We start from the raw sequence: 17,707 nt of genomic DNA, 5'->3' as shown, positions 1-17,707 counted from the left end.
AGCCCTGCAACCGAAGTCAGCCGCTTTTTTTAAGCCGCGACTTCGTATCCGGAGTAATTGATATGACCACAGTCCTCGTAACCGGCGCGTCTGGTGACACCGGCCGTCCGACCGTCGAACGTCTGCTTGAAAAAGGTTTTTATGTCCGCGCACTGGTGCGCCAAGACGATCACCGCGCGCAACGGCTGCGCGACCTGGGCGCCGAAGTCGTATTCGGCGACATGAAGAGCCTGCGTGATATCCGCCTTGCCATGAATGGCGTCCAGCGCGCGTATTTCGTCTTTCCGCTCGCCGAAGGACTGGTCGAAGCGGCCGTGATTTTCGCGCAAGCCGCGAAAGAGCAGCAACTGGATCTGATCGTCAACATGTCGCACAAGCAGTCTCGGCCTGCTGCACGCAGCAAGGCGACGCAAAACCACTGGCTATCCGAGCAGATTTTCAACTGGTCCGGCGTGCCGTCCGTGCATCTGCGGGTGACGTTCTTTGCCGAATGGCTGCTCTACATCGCGCCGCAAATCCGCTACGGCCGTTACGTGATGCCGTACAACAAGGACAGCCGTTTTGCGCCGATCGCGGGCAGCGACATTGCGCGCATCGTCGCGGGCATCGTCGCCAATCCGGCTCCCCACGTCGGCAAGGCGCTGCCGCTGCACGGCCCCGTCGAATACAGCCATGAGGAACTCGCCGCCGAAGTGAGCCGCGTGCTGGGCAAGAACATGCCGTACGAGCATGTCACCGTCTCGACGTTCCTCGAACTGTTCGGCCTCCAGGACGCCGATGCGATGCGCCGACACTTCGAAGCCGTCACGATCGATCAGCAGGAAGGCTTGCTGGCGGGCACTGACAGCACCGGTACCGAGATCATCGGCCAGCCGCTGACGACGGTCGAGCAATTCATCAAGACGAATCTCTCGAAGTTTGTCATCGAGCGTTAAGCAAACGCAGCCCGGTCGTCGCTCGACGTTATCCATGCTGTTCCAGGATAAGTCATAGCTAGAAAGAGCGGCTACCGGGCGCTTCGGCGATAGACGATAGTTAAGCCCAAGCAAGCGGAACCACCCCTTACCTCTCTTTAACTTCAAAAGGTCATCATCATGAAAATCGCTCAATCCGTCGCTCTTGTTACTGGCGCCAACCGTGGCATCGGACGCGCGTACGTCGCCGAACTGCTGAAGCGTGGCGCTTCGAAGATTTACGTCGCTGCACGCGACACCACGTCGCTCAAGGAACTGCTCAAGGATGGCGACCGTCGCCTCGTGCCGTTGCCGCTCGACGTCACCGATCCCGATCAGGTGGCCGCAGCCGCAGCCATCGCATCGGACGTGACGCTCCTCATCAACAACGCCGGTTACGCCGCGTTCGAAGGCGCGATCTCGGCTCATTCCATCGACGACGCCCGTCGCGAGATGGACGTCAACTACTTTGGCACGCTGGCGCTGACCCGTGCGTTCGCTCCGATCCTCGCGAGCAAAGGCGGCGGCGCGCTGATCAACATGCTGTCTATGCTCTCGCTGGTCAGCCTGCCAGTCGCCGCGACCTACTCGGCTTCGAAGGCGGCGGGCCTGTCTCTCACGCGCAGCGTGCGCGCAGAACTGGGCGCGCAAGGCACGCAAGTGGTCGGCGTGCTCGCCGTTCAGACGGAAACCGAAATGGGCGCGAAGTTGCCCGAGCCGCGGATGACGCCACAGGAAGTCGTCGGTGATGCACTCGACGCAATCGAGGCCGGCACCAACGACGAGATCGTCGCAGGCAATCAGTCGCGCGGCATTCACGCGGCGTTCATCAAGGACCCGAAGGGCTTGCAGGCGATGATGTCCCAACGGCTGCCGCAGCGCGCCTGAAAATTCAACCGATAGAGGCAATCATGGACTTTCTCGAAACGCTCGCGAGCCGCAATGCCGAGTTCGCGCAAACCGGCTTCTCCGCCGACCTGAAAATGCTGCCGTCGCGCCGCACGATGATCGTCGGCTGCGTCGATCCTCGCGTCGATCCGATGGACGTGCTCAAGCTCGCGCCAGGCGAAGCGGCGGTCATTCGCAACGTCGGCGGGCGGGTGAATCCGGCGCTCCTGGAAACGATGGCGATCCTGCGCACCGTATCGCGATCGGCTGGCGAAGATGTGGGCGCTGGCTGGAACCTGGTGGTCCTTCAACATACCGATTGCGGCATCGCCGGCTGCTACCATCACGCGCCGAAGTTGCTGGCGAAGCATATGGGTGTCGCGGAAGACAAACTCGACGACCTCGCGATCACCGATCCGTACAAGGCGGTCGCGCTCGATATCGCCTCGCTCAAGGCGAACCCGAATCTTCCGGCCGCGTTCACGGTGACCGGTCTCGTCTATTATGTAAAGACCGGCCTCGTGGAGACAGTCGTTCCTTCGGCACCGCTGCGCGCCGAAGCGGACTAGCCGCTCATGTGGACGATTACGTGACGGCCTGCTCGCGAACGACGAAATCCGCGTACCAGTCCGGCCAGTTCTCATCGTGCTTGCCGGTCAGCTTCTCGTGCTCACCGTGCGCGGCCGCAGCGCGGCGAAGCGCGCCTGCGAGTTCCGTCGACGATGCGAATGTCGTGTTGGCCGCATCGACTCTTCCGGGGAACCGGGTAGTCACTTCCTGGAAGACCCAGCCGTTTCCATCGGGATCGCTAAACGAGGCGAACGAACCGTAGCTCGCCCGCTCCGGATGCGGGCCGCTCAAGCGTCCCTCTTCGCCGGCATGATGGAACAAGCCGCCGACGTCATGGAACACTTCACTGACGTCGACGCCACGGCCAACGAGCCCTTCGCGCGCTGCAACCACGTCGGACACGATCAGGTGCAGCCCTTGCAACGAGCCGGGCGCTTCTGTCGTGACGCCCTTGCCAAACAGAAGCGAGCACTGCGATCCGGGCGGAGTGAAATGAACGACCCGAAACTGTCCGTCCTTTTCGATATCGACATCGAGTCGCCAGCCCAGGCTCGCATAGAACTGCTTTGCGCGATCCACGTCCGCTACGGGTATGACGACGACCTCGAGTTTCATGTCGATCTGCGTCTGTGTATTGTTCATGTCTGTCTCCTTCTGATTGGCGAATCAGAACGAATGAAATGGCTGGGGAGAGACGCTTCGTGTCCAGGCGAAACGGACGCGAGCGGAAGAAAGACCTTGGAAGCAGTGTTGTAAGCGCATCGATACGTCCTGCACTTGGCCTGTATTCGGCACTGTTCTTTTTATAGCATCAGGTACGCGGCATTCAACCCTAAACTATCGTATTGGCCGCCTATAGTAGTTTCACCACGCGGTTCGCGTGGATGGAACCACTATTTGGACGGAGCGACGACCATGAAAATACTGATGGTGCTTACTTCGCATGACCGGCTCGGTAACACGGGCAAGAAGACCGGTTTCTGGCTGGAAGAATTTGCAGCGCCCTATTTCACGTTCGTGGACGCGGGCGTCGATGTCACGGTCAGCTCACCGAAGGGCGGTCAGCCGCCTTTGGACCCGAAGAGCGACACGCCCGAAGGCCAAACGGCGCTCACCGAACGTTTCAAGGGCGATCCCGCCGCGCAACGTGTACTCGCCACAACTGCCGTGCTCGCCGATATCAAGGCCGACGACTACGACGCCGTGTTCTACCCAGGCGGTCACGGCCCTCTTTGGGATCTCGCCGAGGACCCCCATTCGATCTCGCTCATCGAGCGCTTCTACGACTCCGGAAAAACAGTCGCTTTAGTGTGTCATGCGCCGGGCGTGCTGCGTCACGTCAAGGTGAACGGCGAACCGCTCGTCAAAGGCAAGCGCGTATCCGGCTTCACCAATTCGGAAGAAGAGGCGGTCGGTCTTACCGAGATCGTGCCGTTTCTCGTCGAAGACGAATTGAAGCGTCTCGGTGGCCGCTTCGAGAAGGTGGATGACTGGCAGCCCCTGTCGATCATCGATGGCCGTCTGATCACGGGACAGAACCCAGCATCGTCCGAATCCGTTGCGAAGGATTTACTGAAGGTGTTGCACGGATAGTCAGCGCGTCGCGAACCGAACGGTTGCCGGCGCAGAATCAAACTCCTTCTGCTCCTGTCGAGATTGTTCTAAAACTAAGAGGCCAAGCGATCTCGATCGAGGAGTAATTCATGCAGCGTCCTAATCATCTCGCCCGCACGGAACAGGCGCGTCATGTGCACCATCGTGTAACAACGGCGTTCATCCTCGCTGCGATGAGCGCCAGCGCGCTTGCTGCGGGACCGCTGCCACAGGGCGGCCAGTTCGTCGCCGGCACGGGATCGATTGCAACACGCGGCAACGGTATCGACATCGCGCAGAACACACCGCGCGCCGTGATCGACTGGCGCAGCTTCTCTATCGGCAACGGCAACACCGTCAACGTGTATAACGGCACGGGCGCTACGCTGAGCCGCGTGACAGGCGTCGATCGCTCGGTGATCGACGGCAAGCTCAATGCGACGGGTAGCTTTTACCTCGTCAATCCGCAAGGCGTTGTGATTGGTTCGAATGGCGTCGTCACGACGGGCGGCCGCTTCGTCGCATCGACACTGGACATTGGCAACGACAACTTCATGAACGGCGGATCGCTCGATCTTACCGGGTCGAGCGATGCGGTCGTCGTCAATCTCGGCAAGATCAGCTCGACCGGCGGCGATGTCTTTCTCATCTCCCGCAAGCTCGTCGAGAACGATGGCGGCATCGACGCAGCCAAGGGATCGGTGGAACTCGCGACCGGAAATCGTGTGCTGCTGAAGGACTCGGCGACCGGCCCGCAAGTCTTCGTTCAGGCAGGCACGCGTGGCGACGTGGTGAACAAGGGCACGATCGAAGCCGCGCAAATCGATCTTCGCGCGGCGGACGGCAATGTGTTCGCACTCGCCGGGCATAACGACGATCTGCGCGCGACCGGCACCGCGACGCGCGACGGCAAGGTGTGGCTCGTCGCCGATCAGGGCACGGCGCACATCCATTCGAAGGTCGAAGCATCGAACGCGGACGGCACGGGCGGCGCGGTCTTCACGACCGGCAACGCGCTCCATCTCGACGATGCCGCGATCGATGCGGCGCGATGGGACATCAACGCGCCAGTCCTCAACTCGGGCCCGCTGACTTCGGCGATTCTCGTGCGCAATCTGTCGAGCGGTACGTCGATCACCGTGAACGCGACGGGCGCGAACGGCGGCACCGGTGACATCGATGTGAGCGCGCCCGTGCGCTGGAGCGGCGATGCATCGCTCACGCTGAACGCGCTGCACAGCGTGACGATCGGCCCGCTCGCGACGTTCTCCAATACCGGTGCAGGCAACCTGACGTTGCGCGCCGATTCGCTGGCGCGCGACAACGGCGGCAGCGTATCGCATCTCGGCACTATCGACTGGTCGCAGGGAACGGGCATCGTCTCTGTGTATTACGACATGAACGGTACCTACGCGCGCACGACGGTGCTGCAAAACGGCGCATGGAAGCCGGCGCCCTTCAGCGGCCTTCAGTCGCAGTACACGGTGTACAAGCTCATCAATTCGAACGCGGATCTGGTGAAGATGGGAGAGGATTTCCTCTCGAACTATGCGCTCGGACGCGATCTCGATCTTGCGCGGGACGTCGGCAAGATCAACGTCATCGGCGGGGGCCTCGCGTTTTCCGGCCAGTTCGACGGCATGGGCCACACGATCAGCCATTTCAACGGATATCAGGTCGGGACCGATCCGACCTACATTGGTCTCTTCGGCGCGATCTGGTACTACGCCGTCGTGCGCAATCTGGGCATCATCGACTCGAACGCATCCGGTTCCTACAATGCGCCCGCCGGCATTCTCACCGGCTTCAATCACGGACTCATCTCGAACGTCCATACGACGGGCAGCGCGGGCTCGCCCGAAGAGACGGGACCCGGCGGCGGCGGCCTCGCGGCACGCAACGACGGCACCATCGAGCGCTCGTGGAGCAGCGCAAACGTCGGCGGCCAGGGCGACTACGGCGGTCTAGTTGGCGTCAACGACGGCAAGATCATCCAGTCGTTCGCCACCGGCGTCGTGTACGGCGGATCGCATGCGGAGGGCGCCGGCCTCGTCTCGCAAAACAACGGGTCGATCACGCAGTCGTATGCGACGGGTAGCGCGCAGATGTACTACAACGGCGGTCTCGTACTCGACAACAGAAGAACGGGCACGATCAGCGAGTCGTTCGCGACGACACAAATCGTGCCGCAAGCCGATCCGGCATTAAAAGGCGGCGTGGCGTTTTCCAATGCCGGGACGATTGCGAACAACGTCTACTGGGATGTGTCGATGACGGGGGCGACCAAATCGGTCTACGGCGGCACTCCGCTGCCTGCCGCGAACGGACTGACCACCGTGCAGATGCGCACGGTGTCGAGTTTCGATTCTTCCTGGGACTTCAGCCCGACCGGCACATGGGTCCTGCCCGCGGGCGCGCAGCATCCGGTCCTGCGCTGGGCCCTCGATGCTGAGTGACGTCTGATCACCTTGAGCGCCTGCCCTCGAAGAGATCGCGCTGGCTCGCGAGCCCAACTCCCACGAGGTCGAAGAACGCTCGAACCCTGGCGGTCTTCTTGAGATCGCCATGCGTGACGATCCACAGTTCGCCTTCCAGCTCCGCGACCGGCTCGCCGCTCACGCGAACGACGCCACTATCGCTGTCGCCGAGATAGCACGGCAGCAGCGCAAGGCCGATGCCCGTGCGGGCCGCGATGAGCTGATTCACGAGGCTGTTCGTCCGGTACACGACTGAAGACGACGTCGCCGACCGTGCGAGCCACTCGGCTGCTGCGATAGCCGGCGCTGCCTCGTCCCAGCCGATCAGCGCATGACCGTCGAGTTCGCCGGATCGGGACAAGCCGCTGTTTCCCGCGAGATACGCGGGAGCGGCATACAGCGCCCATGCGACGCCAGCGAGCTTTCGGCCCCAGAGTTCGCCTTCCTTCGGCCGCACCGGGCGCAGGGCGATATCGGCTTCCCGACGCGACAGGCTCAGAACACGATTGTCGATCGACAACTCCACAACGATGCCCGGATGCGCTTGGCGGAAAGCGGCAAGGTGCGAGGTGAGCTGACTGTAGGCCAGCGTCTCGGACGAGGTTACGCACAGCCGCCCGCTCAACCGATGATCGCCGCCCGCGACGTCCCGGTTGAGCGCGAGGAATTCATCTTCCATGCGTTCCGCGCCCGCTGCGATGCGCGCGCCCGCCTCGGTTGCCTGATAGACGCCGTTGGGCAATCGCTCGAAAAGACGCACGCCGAGCCGCGATTCAAGCGCCTTGAGGCGTCGGAAAGCCGTCGAGTGATCGATCCCCATTGCCTCTGACGCGGCCATGAGACCGCCGCCGCGGTGCACGGCGAGTACGAGGCGAAGTTCGTTCCAATCGTCCATGAAATTAGGCTAGTTCATCGCTTGCATCGTTGCAAGCGCAGCTTTCCCTTCGGCAATGGACTTGCTTTGGCGCAATCGCTAACCTGACTTCGTCCAAGCTTTATTCCCGAAGGATCTCTCATGAAAATCGAAGCGCAGTCGCTCACGCTCGTCAGTTATCCGCTTTGCCCTTACGTGCAACGCGCAGGCATCGTCCTCGCAGAAAAAGGCGCGAACTTCGAGCGGCGCTACATCGACCTCGCGGACAAGCCGGCGTGGTTCGAAGCCATCTCGCCGCTCGGCAAGGTTCCGCTGCTCATCGTCCAGCGCGATAAAGCGCTATTCGAGAGCGCCGTGATCTGCGAGTACCTGGACGAGACGCAGCCCGGCCGGCCGATGCACCCCGCCGATCCACTGGAGCGGGCGCGGCATCGCGGATGGGTCGAGTTCGGATCGTCGATTCTGAATGAAATCTGGAAGCTGGAAATCGCCACCGATGCCGCCACTCACCACACGCAAGTCAAGACGCTCAAAGACCGGTTCAGGATCATCGAATCCTCGTTGGCAGAAGGTCCGTGGTTCGCCGGCCGCGACTTCAGCATGGTCGACGCGGTGTTCGCACCGGTCTTCCGCTATTTCGACGTGTTCGACGAGATCGCGGACCTGAACGTCTTCGTCGATACACCGAAGGTCTCGGCGTGGCGCCAGGCACTCGCGCGCCGCGCCAGTGTGATTTCGGCCGTCCCCAACGACTATGCCGAACGCCTGCGCGCCTTTCTGATCGAGCGAAACGCGTATCTCCTTCGCGCAACCGAAGCGACGCAACCGTGAGCCAGAGCGTGGCCTGGCTAGTGCTGATCCTGTCGGGATTGCTTGACGTCGCGTGGGCGGTCTCGATGAAGTTCACTCAGGGCTACACGCGACCCGGATGGACGGCGCTCTCGCTGGTCCTGCTCGGCGCGTTCGTCTTTCTGCTCGGGAAGGTGCTGACCGTGTTGCCGGTGAGCAGCGCGTACGCGGTCTGGACCGGCATCGGCGCGCTGGGAACCATACTCATCGGCGTCATGCTGTTCGGCGAATCGCTGAGCGCGCTTCGCGTGGGCGGGGCGGCGCTGGTCGTCGTTGGCATCGTCGCGCTCAAGCAGGCGCCGCCGTGATGCGACGTTGCGACTCTCCCGCATTTGCAGATTGCGCATCAATCGGCTAGCCTTCCTCGGGTTCACCCGCCGACCGGAAGCGCCCGTGAAGGACATCTTTTCGCTCAAGCTGTACACACGCGTCGCGCGGCTCGGCAGCTTTTCGGCGGCGGCGCGGGAGTGCGGGTTGTCGCAGTCGCAGGTTTCGCGGATCATCGCCGATCTCGAAAACGAGCTGGGCGTACGTCTCTTGTCACGTACCACGCGCGCGGTCGTGCTGACGGAAGCGGGCGCCGAATTCCTCTCGCGCATCGATCCGATCCTGATCGCGCTCGACGAAGCCGAGCACAGCGTGCGCGACACCGGCGAGTTGCGCGGCATGTTGCGCATGAGCATGCCGAGCAGCGTCGCGATTCGCGAAATCATTCCGCGCCTCGCCGGTTTCGTCGAACGGCATCCCGGCCTGCGCCTTCAGTTCCTGCTCGGCGACCGCCCGGAGGATCTCGTGAAAGAAGCCGTCGATGTCGCGATCCGGCTCGGCCGGCTGGCCGATTCCAGCGCCACCGCGACGCTGATGACGCAGATCGAACGCGTCGTCGTCGCGTCGCCGGACTATCTGCTGCGGCACGGCGAACCCGTCACGCCCGAAGCGCTGACGCAGCACCGGATCGTCGGCGGGCCGGCATCGGTCGTGCCGAGCGGGTGGAAATTCCGGCGCGGCGAACTTGAGATAGCCGTCGATCTCGAAGCACATTTCTCGACGAACGAAAACGAAGGCGCGGTCGCTGCAGCGGCGGCTGGCTTCGGCATCACGTCGACGAGCGAATGGGCGTGCCGCCGCGAACTCGTTGACGGTTCGCTCGTGCGCCTCTTGTCCGACTGGAAAACCGCCGACATTCCCGTCCACGCCTATTTCCCGATGGGCCGCGCAACCCGCGCCGCCGGCCGCGCCGTCATCGAACACCTCACTGCCGAGTTTCGACGCCGCGTGATTCATGCATCCGATACATAAGAGATAGCGTAAAGCACCGGCTACCGGCCGGCTCGCGTCGGCTCTATCTTTCGTCTCATGCCTCTCAACCTGCAACCGAGACCGACATGAGCACAACGACCACCGAGCAAAACAAGGCTTTCGTGCTGGAAGCCTTCGACACGCTCTTCAACCAGCGCGACTACGCCGCCGCCGAACGCTTCTGGTCCGACCGCTACATCCAGCACAGCGCCCACATCGCGCCGGGCCGCGATGGCCTGTTCGACCTGATCCGCACACTGCCCGACACGCTTCGCTACGAAAACCAGTTGATCGTCGCCGAGGGCGATTACGTGATCGCGCACGGCCGCTTCTCCGGCAACGGCCGGCCGGCCGCGTGGATCGCCGCCGACGTCATCCGTTTCGAAGACGGCAAGCTTGCCGAGCACTGGGACGTGCTGCAGGACGAAGCGACGCGCGCGCAATCCGTCAGCGGCCTGCCGATGTTCGGCGACCGCTTCCCCGAATGAAATCTCCCCTATTCACCGAAGGCAACATCATGAAACTCACCGGCAACACGATCTTCATCACAGGCGGCGGCTCAGGTATCGGACGCGGACTGGCCGAAGCATTCCATCGACGCGGCAATAAGGTCATCATCGGCGGCCGCCGGCGCGCTCACCTCGACGACGTGATCGCGGCGAATCCCGGCATGGCATCGATCGAACTCGACATCACGAATCCGCAGAGCATCGCGCGCGCGGCGGCGCAACTCATCGCGGACTATCCGGACCTGAACGTGCTGATCAACAACGCGGGCATCATGCAGCCGGATGAAGCGGCCGCCCGCATCGACGACGCGCTGATGGTCTCCACCATCGAGACCAACCTGATGGGTCCAATGCGCATGACGGCCGCGCTGATCGATCACCTGAAGTCGAAGGAGGATGCGGTCGTCGCGTACACGAGTTCGGTGCTCGCGTTCGTGCCGATGGCCGTCACGGCGGTGTATTCATCGACGAAGGCGGCGCTGCATTCGTAGGTGCTGTCGCAGCGCTTCATGCTGCGCGACACTTCGGTGCGCGTATTGGAGATCGCGCCGCCCTGGGTTCGCACCGACCTGATGAACAGCCGCGAAGCCCAACAAGCGATGCCGCTCGATGCTTTCATCGAAGAGACCTTCGACGTACTCGCGACCGATGCCGACGAGATTCTCGTCGACGTGGCGAAGCCCATGCGCGCGAACCCGGGTCCGGGCGAACACACGTTCGTCGACGGCTTCAATGCGCAGGCGCTGGAGTTGTTCGCGGGATGAAGACACGCTCGATCGTTTCGTATCATTAACCGGACGGGGCCGACATTCACTGATCGACCCCGTCAGCGCATATCAGGCAGCCCAAGCCTTCGGCTTTTGTGCGCCATCCCACACTTACAACGGCAATCTCATCGTAGGCGCTTGGTAATCGCCTATGTTGTTCTGAACCGGCGAGAGCAATGAAATACTTCGAAGTCGGGTCGTTCTCCGTACTGATCGCGCGCGGCACGCAGACGATGCTGGTGGAAGGCTCCGCCAATCATCTAAGGGCGCATCGTGAGGCGTTCGTGCGGATGCACCGCATTGGGACAGCCTGTTCGCTCCGCTCAACGCCGATCTGCCGCCGGCAACACGCTTTCGTACCTGCGAGCCAGGCTGAACGCGGACGGCATTCCGCTCAAGATGCTGCAGGGTTTCGAAACGATTCGACCTGAGATCTTGAAGGGCCGCCGCCCGACTTCGCCGCGGATTGCGAAGCACCCGACCCGAAGTCCACCACCGTCGCCGAACCGTGACGGGCGCCTGCGCGTTGGGTGTCTACCGAGCGAATTCGTATTGTGCGCCGTCGAATACGAATCCACGATTGAAGCGTCGAACCATGTGCTCGTGAACCAGGGATACCCGGTATGAACGAAGAGCAATCAAGCCGCTGCACGGACTCGATGATGGTGGAGAAGGCTCATGCTCGTCGGGAACATTTCAGCGATCTCCCGAAGGACACCGACAGTGGACTGTGGGGTATCGCGCTATCCGGCGGCGGAATTCGAAGCGCCACGTTTTGCGCGGGGCTGTTGAAAGCGCTCGCGCAGAACCGCGTGTTTCACCGGTTCGACGTGATGTCCACCGTGTCAGGAGGCGGATATATAGGAGGCACGGTCGGCAAGCTGTTCGATAACGCCCGCGAAACCGGGCAGCATCCCATCGAGATCGAACAGGCACTGGCCGATGCCGACTCCAGGCGATTCGCCGTCTGGCTCCGTGCCAACGGGCGCTATCTCATTCCCAACGGTACGAAAGACATCCTGTACGCGTCCGCGAACTTCATCCGCAGCCTGCTCGGCGTTCACGTGGAACTCGCGATCCTGAGCATCCTGCTGGGCGGCGTGCTGGTAGGTCTCGATCTGGCGATCTGGGCCTGGGCGGACTGCATCACCTCCAACGGCGGCTGCTGGGCGCCGCTCGGGATCGGCAAGGGCGCGCTGGCAGTGCTCTCGCTATGGCCGACCATCTGGATCGTCCTGCCGATACCGGCCTGGTTTGGCTGCATGTTTGCGTTCGCCTACTGGGCCACGCCCGAGAAGGCAGGCCAGCGAATCGACGTGCAGCATATGCTCATCGCGCTGGTCAGCGCAGCGTCCATCGCCGCCATTGCGTACTTCGGCAACTTCGACCGGATAGAAGGCGTGGTCGAGTTCGGCAGGCTTGAGCTGCCGATGCCATGGGTGCTCATCGCGGATGCCATACTCGGCGCTGCGGTGGTGGGAATCGTCCTCGCCAGCATCCTGCGACGTCGCAAGCCGGACGTGCCCGACGCGCTCAGGAACGCCTTGACCACCTGTCTCGCCAACGTCTTGCGGATCGTCCTGGTGATCCTCGCGCTCGGTGTCATCGATGGACTCGCATGGTGGTTCGCCAAGGGCGATACCGCAAACACGGGTATCGTCGGTGGTGCGATCGCGACGACGGTCATCGCGCTACGCGTGCTCCTGCCAAGAATTTCGGACCTGCCGCAGAACCTCGCGCCCCTCTCGCGCCGCAGGTTGCTCGCTCTCGTCAATCTGGCGGGCATCGCGGTACTCGCCCTGATCGTCGTATTCTGGATCAGCCTGCTTCACCGCACGGCCACCGCGGCGCTTTTCAGCCGCCCACCCGCGCCTCTCGACTTCGAACTGGGCGCGCTCTGGCTGGCGTTGATGGTTGCGGCGCCGCTCGTCGTCGTGCTCGTCTCGTTTCACAGCCTCGATTCGCTCAACAGGTCCTCGCTGTATTCGTTCTACCGTGCCCGGCTCGTGAGAAGCTTCCTGGGCGCGGCAAATCCGAAGCGGTTCGATCCGAATTCGAACGATGCCACCGTCGACACGCCGTTCGATTCGAGTCCCGACGGACCGATGTCGCGCATCGACGACGTTCATCCTCTCGACGACGTCAGCATCAGCGACTATTCGCCCCATGAGGCCGGTGGCCCGATCCACCTGTTGAACGTCTGCATCAATCAGACGCACGATCCGCGCGGGGGACTGTTCAATCAGGATCGCAAGGGCATGCTGATGACAGTCGGTCCGAACGGGCTGATCCGTGTGGGCCAGCGCGGCTGGGCGCGGATCGATCCCAAGGGCGCGCCGAGCCTTGGCTCGTGGATGGCGATATCGGGCGCCGCCGTGGCTCCCGGTCTTGGCGGCAACACCCGCCCGGGGATCGCCGCGCTCTCGATGATCGCGGGTCTGCGGCTCGGCTACTGGTGCGACAGCGACGCACTCGTGCAGACGCAGGCTGACAGCGCGCCGGTCTCGAAGCATCGCGGCGGTGCGAGCAAGTATGAGCAGCTTCTGAGTGAACTGGTCGGCCGCTTCAATGGCGACGAAAGCCGGTACTGGTATCTCAGCGACGGCGGGCATATCGAGAATACCGGCGCTTACGCGCTGCTGCGGGAGCGCTGCAGCCTGATCGTGGTGGCCGACTGCGGCGCGGATCCGCGCTATGGCTTCCGTGATCTGGAGAACCTCGTGCGCAAGGCACGCATCGATCTGCAAGCCGAGGTGACGTTCCTGAGGCCGAAGCCGGGCGACGCGCACGCGATCTGTGGCTTCGGCTCGCTCGATGAACTCGCGTCGGAAGAGAGCACGGCTTGTCTCGCCCTCGCGCAAGTGACCTACAAGGGAACGCCAAAAATTGCCCACATGATCGTCGTCAAGCCGAACATGTGCGCGAACATGCCTGTCGATCTCGTCAACTTCAAGGGAGACAATCCGCTGTTTCCACAAGAGCCGACGACGGATCAGTTCTTCAGCGAAGCGCAATGGGAGAGTTACTTCCGGCTCGGACAGACGCTTGGACGCCATCTGACAGCAGGCCTCCTCGACGATCTCCCACAGTTCGTCGACCAGAATTTCGTCAAGGACGAAGCTTCGGCCTCCGGTTCGGCGGACGCAGCAACCGAAGCGAACCGGCTTCCCGTTCAGACCAGACGCATACCCGCGCGCATCGCGGCCGCGAGCGCGGTCACGGCATCGTTCAGCATAGGCGCCATCGCCACACTCGGGTTCAGCACGTGGCAGGCGGTCAAGGCCGAGCTTCAGGCGAGAGACAGCAGCACGCACATCCAGCCAGCGTCGTTCAGGGAACTCACGGACATCTTCGGCAAGATCGCGCCGACGAACACCACGCAGTTGGCGTTGAACGATGCACGCATCGGCGAGATGGCGTCGGCGCTATTGCGAATTGGCGAAGTGGAATGCACGGACCTGAATTCGCAGGCGTTCCGGAATTCGCCATTGATTCTTCTCATGGTGAGCAGCACCAGGGATGCTTGCCGGCGCGCGACGCAGCGCCATCCGGCCTGCGACGCGCTTGCCAGTGACGACAAACTGCCTGCCTGTTTACAGACTGAGCCGCGCGCGGTATGTGAACAGCAATACTGGATTCGAAGCTATGGCGACGGCACGAACGCGAGCAACAACTCCGTCAACTGCCCGAACCACGCGATCTGGAAAACGGCGGCATCGACCACGGCCCCGCCAGTGATCGGTTCCGACGTTCCCGCAGCACCGAATCCGCAGACATCGCCGCCCCCGCCGCAATCCGCCTCGGATCCTTACGCATCCGAGGCACAAGGCGCCTCATCCACCGTCGCCACGGGAGCAACCCAACCCCCGCCACCGGCGACTGCAGCGCAGCCGCTAGCCTGCAAAGGCCGAACGGTCTACCTTCAGATCTACGGACCGGAGTTGCGCGATCGCGTGCGCTCGTTGCGCGAGCCGTGGCGCGCGCTGGGCGCATCGGTCCCGCCTGTCGAGGATGTATGGGATACCGCGCGCCGCAGCGGACGCAAGGCGCCTCAGCCGTACACCGTGCCGACCGTGATCTACCACGATCCCGACTCGAAGCCGTGCGCCGACCAGCTCGCTCCGAAAGACGCAGCGCCCCAGTGGTCGGTCGTTCCGCTTTCCGCTCGCCTCGAAGGCCGGCCCGGCACGATCGAAGTGTGGATACCACCTTTGCAAGCCAACGTCGGGGGTCCGCCGGATTCCGCCTACTGTTATCAGGAAGATGTCCGCAAGGACGGACCGGGGCGCTACGGCGTCCATTGCCATACGACGCGCTCCGCTTGCGAGAGCGCGCGAGGGCCTAACGCGACTCGTCAGCAATCGGCCTGTGTGGCGACGGATTTGTCGGCTGCGGAGGGCATTCGCTATCTTCGCGGATGGGCTGGCTCGTGGTATGCGCTCGCCGCGCAACCGTTCAAATCGCCATTCCCGCCACTCGAATGAAAGACGCTATGTGCTGGTGCGATTGGAACAATCGACTTGTACGAACTGGCGTCGTATCGGTCACATGGGTCAGGACGCAGGTCTGCGTCGGCACGTCGTAGCGTTGACGGAACGGATCCATCATTTCGAGCAACGCGGTAATCGCGTGCGGCAAGTCCGAGGCGGGATTGATCCGATCATCGCGTCGCCGCAGCCGTAAATCAGGCCGTCGATCATCGATGCTGCAATCTCCTTGATGTCGTCGGTTGGATGGTTCGGTTGGAGACGCACCGAAAGGTGCCCGGGCAGCCCGACCGTGTTCCTGAATTTCACGATGACCGGCCGCTTCCTTGCCGCGAGTATCAGATCCTGATTGCGCATCAGCTTGGCCACGGCGGCGACCATTTCCGGCGTAAGGCCCGTCGCGACTCGTGCGAGCGCGGTGCTATCGGTGGAACGCCTCGGCGGAGTGATCGTCGACAATGAGCCGTGGCACCTCGTCCGCTTCGTGTGGGATCAGCGCCTCGTTCGCTGCGAATGCCAAAGCGCGCGGCGTCGTTGTCATGCCGTCGTCTGCGTTTGCGGTGGATCGTTCGGAAATCGAGCACGGCGTGCGAATCAACCTTGCATGCGCGAGCAGCCGCGAGCAGTTGGTGAGCGGATTGCGGGTCTTGGCGAGCACGCGCAAGGACCGCCCGCGGGCGCTATTTGGGCGAATCTGATACGCGTGCCTCGTGGCTCGGCGGCCTTTCATCAATTCGATGTCTGGGGAAGCCGGCGTGCGATGGCCGTTCGCGTGGCCGGGCCGGCGAGCAAATTCTCGGCCTTTCGGAACGCTTCGCATAAGGCCGATGACCTGTCGCCGGTTCATGCATCGTCGAAGTCGGTTCATCGGCCAATGCCGCCGTTCAGGTCTTGGCCTCGGTCAGGGCGGCTGCCCGACACATTCCGGCCATTCACGCCTCTGCAGTTGCGAATGAAAGCGCACTCACGATCCCGAGCCGCCCGCCGGACTCTAGACACAGCAACGACCGCTTCCAGCGCACAACCGCCGCTCGCGCATTCGGGGCGGTCGGCCCGTTGTCGGCCATTACTGTCACTCAACTATCGGCTTTGGTCGGACGGCTCCGGCGCACTTTCCGACATACAGAAGTTCTTTGGGAGCTCAGTTTAAGGCGGCCTTGTTGCGCAGCCAGTGACTCTTTCTCGGGTTAGCTACGGTGCCGAGGCAATACCGAGACAGAGACTCCGTTTTGCGAAAGACCCTGAGCCGCACAAGTAACTCCTATTGGAAAGCCGGCGAACAGACACGACGCATCTCCCGCACACCGTTGCATTCCAACTCGGCCGTGCCGCGTGCGTGTTCAGCCGGGTGAGGAGGCTGCGCAGCACGGGCACGCGATCGCCCGGACGCAAATGCCCCTCGGGCACCGCGGTCCTGAAACGCTCGCAGATCTGCAGAGAGATCGGCAATTGCTGCCGCCAGCCGATTTTGATCGGTCAGTGTGGTAGTCGCACTGTCAAGACGGTCTCACTGGCATAAGGCGCGGAACCGACTTGGACTAGTTGGTTTGACAATTCTTGTCACTTTTCGATAGAACATGATCCTTCCAGAATAGCCTCACACGATGCGACGGCGGCGAACACTTTCACGTAATACGATGCCCGCCGGCGCCCCGCACGTTCAATTATTTTTATCTGGAGAATCTGCCATGAAGATAGTCGTAATTGGTGGTTCCGGCCTGATCGGCTCGCGTGTTGTCACGCTGCTAAGCGAAGCGGGCCATGAGGCGCTCCCTGCGTCGCCGCGTACAGGTGTGAACGCTGTGACAGGCGAGGGCCTGAGCAATGCATTGGTGGGCGCGGACGTCGTAGTGGATGTGACGAACGCGCCGTCATGGGAGCCCCAGGCGGTGCTCGACTTCTTCCGCACCTCGGCGCGCAACCTCGGCAAGGCCGAAGTAGCCGCAGGAGTGCGCCATCACGTCGCGCTATCAATCGTCGGCTGCGACCGCACGCCGGAGAACGCGTATTTCGTTGCCAAGGTTGCGCAAGAAAAAGTGATCGAAGCGGCGGGCGTGCCGTACGCGATCGTGCGCGCGACTCAGTTCATGGAGTTCATCGGCGGTATCGCGGACTTCAGCACGGACGGCGGCGCGGTGCGCATCGGCGACGGGTTGTTTCAGCCGATTTCCGCGGACGACGTCGCGGCGAACCTCGTGCAGGTCGCGCTCGCCGCGCCGCTGAACGGAACGGTCGACATCGCCGGGCCAGACCGCAGGCCCTTCGCGGAGATCGTCACGCGTTATCTGAAATCGGTCGGCGACGCGCGCCCGGTGGTGACGGATCGAGATGCGCGGTACTACGGCGGCCGTGTCGAGGAACAGTCGCTCGTGCCGCTCGGCGACGCGCGGATCGGTCGCGTCAGTCTCGACCAGTGGCTGGCGCAGGCTGAAAAGGGTTGA

The 17,707-nt window shown here is 62.7% G+C and carries 13 protein-coding genes and 4 pseudogenes; 13 read left to right on the top strand and 4 right to left on the bottom strand.

Annotation, left to right across the window (positions count from 1 at the left end; all coding sequences use genetic code 11):
- Window positions 1-62: 62 nt before the first annotated feature.
- From AWB67_RS21565 to AWB67_RS21555, 3 genes are all read left to right on the top strand, one after another.
- Window positions 63-935, top strand: a complete 873-nt coding sequence (locus tag AWB67_RS21565; RefSeq protein ID WP_087658261.1) for an NmrA family NAD(P)-binding protein — start codon at window positions 63-65, stop codon at window positions 933-935.
- A gap of 159 nt (window positions 936-1,094) precedes the next feature.
- Complete coding sequence (locus tag AWB67_RS21560; RefSeq protein WP_087658260.1) at window positions 1,095-1,841, top strand: SDR family NAD(P)-dependent oxidoreductase; 747 nt, start codon at window positions 1,095-1,097, stop codon at window positions 1,839-1,841.
- 23 nt (window positions 1,842-1,864) lie between these two features.
- Window positions 1,865-2,410 (top strand): carbonic anhydrase, encoded by a 546-nt coding sequence (locus AWB67_RS21555; RefSeq protein ID WP_087658259.1) that lies wholly within the window; start codon window positions 1,865-1,867, stop codon window positions 2,408-2,410.
- A 16-nt stretch (window positions 2,411-2,426) separates the two neighbouring features.
- On the opposite strand, the gene AWB67_RS21550 is transcribed toward AWB67_RS21555, so the two are convergent.
- Window positions 2,427-3,053 (bottom strand): VOC family protein, encoded by a 627-nt coding sequence (locus AWB67_RS21550; protein ID WP_087658258.1) that lies wholly within the window; start codon window positions 3,051-3,053, stop codon window positions 2,427-2,429.
- A gap of 273 nt (window positions 3,054-3,326) precedes the next feature.
- Here AWB67_RS21550 and AWB67_RS21545 point away from each other — a divergent pair, with 273 nt between their 5' ends.
- Both AWB67_RS21545 and AWB67_RS21540 read left to right on the top strand, forming a co-directional pair.
- Window positions 3,327-4,004, top strand: a complete 678-nt coding sequence (locus AWB67_RS21545; RefSeq protein WP_087658257.1) for a type 1 glutamine amidotransferase domain-containing protein — start codon at window positions 3,327-3,329, stop codon at window positions 4,002-4,004.
- A gap of 110 nt (window positions 4,005-4,114) precedes the next feature.
- A complete protein-coding gene (locus tag AWB67_RS21540; protein WP_235025251.1) occupies window positions 4,115-6,460 on the top strand; it encodes a two-partner secretion domain-containing protein in 2,346 nt (781 codons plus the stop codon).
- Between the two features lie 7 nt (window positions 6,461-6,467).
- On the opposite strand, the gene AWB67_RS21535 is transcribed toward AWB67_RS21540, so the two are convergent.
- Window positions 6,468-7,376 (bottom strand): LysR family transcriptional regulator, encoded by a 909-nt coding sequence (locus tag AWB67_RS21535; RefSeq protein ID WP_087658256.1) that lies wholly within the window; start codon window positions 7,374-7,376, stop codon window positions 6,468-6,470.
- Between the two features lie 120 nt (window positions 7,377-7,496).
- On the opposite strand from AWB67_RS21535, the gene AWB67_RS21530 reads away from it, so the two are divergent.
- From AWB67_RS21530 to AWB67_RS21505, 6 genes and pseudogenes are all read left to right on the top strand, one after another.
- Entirely contained in the window at window positions 7,497-8,186 is a 690-nt protein-coding gene (locus tag AWB67_RS21530; protein WP_374729838.1) for a glutathione S-transferase family protein, read from the top strand.
- Window positions 8,183-8,512: a DMT family transporter gene (locus tag AWB67_RS21525; protein WP_087658255.1), complete on the top strand. Its 330-nt coding sequence runs from the start codon at window positions 8,183-8,185 to the stop codon at window positions 8,510-8,512. The genes AWB67_RS21530 and AWB67_RS21525 overlap by 4 nt, the downstream gene beginning before the upstream one ends.
- Before the next feature lie 85 nt (window positions 8,513-8,597).
- On the top strand, window positions 8,598-9,503 hold the full coding sequence (locus AWB67_RS21520; RefSeq protein ID WP_087658254.1) for a LysR family transcriptional regulator: 906 nt from the start codon (window positions 8,598-8,600) through the stop codon (window positions 9,501-9,503).
- 86 nt (window positions 9,504-9,589) lie between these two features.
- Window positions 9,590-9,991 carry a nuclear transport factor 2 family protein gene (locus AWB67_RS21515; protein WP_087658253.1) on the top strand — a complete coding sequence of 134 codons (402 nt, stop codon included), beginning with the start codon at window positions 9,590-9,592 and terminating at the stop codon, window positions 9,989-9,991.
- 29 nt (window positions 9,992-10,020) lie between these two features.
- Window positions 10,021-10,776 (top strand): annotated as a pseudogene (locus tag AWB67_RS21510) (SDR family oxidoreductase).
- Between the two features lie 626 nt (window positions 10,777-11,402).
- On the top strand, window positions 11,403-15,263 hold the full coding sequence (locus AWB67_RS21505) for a patatin-like phospholipase family protein (protein WP_087658252.1): 3,861 nt from the start codon (window positions 11,403-11,405) through the stop codon (window positions 15,261-15,263).
- A gap of 52 nt (window positions 15,264-15,315) precedes the next feature.
- On the opposite strand, the pseudogene eutB reads toward AWB67_RS21505, so the two are convergent.
- Window positions 15,316-15,771, bottom strand: a pseudogene (eutB, locus tag AWB67_RS21500) (ethanolamine ammonia-lyase subunit EutB); the annotation flags it as partial.
- On the opposite strand from eutB, the pseudogene AWB67_RS41905 reads away from it, so the two are divergent.
- Window positions 15,770-15,964: pseudogene (locus AWB67_RS41905) on the top strand (aminotransferase-like domain-containing protein); the annotation flags it as partial. The pseudogenes eutB and AWB67_RS41905 overlap by 2 nt on opposite strands.
- Window positions 15,965-16,601: 637 nt before the next feature.
- Here the strand turns inward: AWB67_RS41905 and AWB67_RS43855 are convergent.
- Window positions 16,602-16,739, bottom strand: a pseudogene (locus tag AWB67_RS43855) (GntR family transcriptional regulator); the annotation flags it as partial.
- A gap of 215 nt (window positions 16,740-16,954) precedes the next feature.
- Between AWB67_RS43855 and AWB67_RS21485 the strand changes: the two are divergent.
- Window positions 16,955-17,707, top strand: coding sequence for an SDR family oxidoreductase (locus AWB67_RS21485; protein ID WP_087658250.1), 753 nt, complete (start codon window positions 16,955-16,957; stop codon window positions 17,705-17,707).

It is taken from the genome of Caballeronia terrestris (genome assembly GCF_001544515.1).
In the GTDB taxonomy this organism is placed as follows: Bacteria; Pseudomonadota; Gammaproteobacteria; order Burkholderiales; family Burkholderiaceae; genus Caballeronia; species Caballeronia terrestris.
This window is presented reverse-complemented; position numbering and strand designations above follow the sequence as displayed.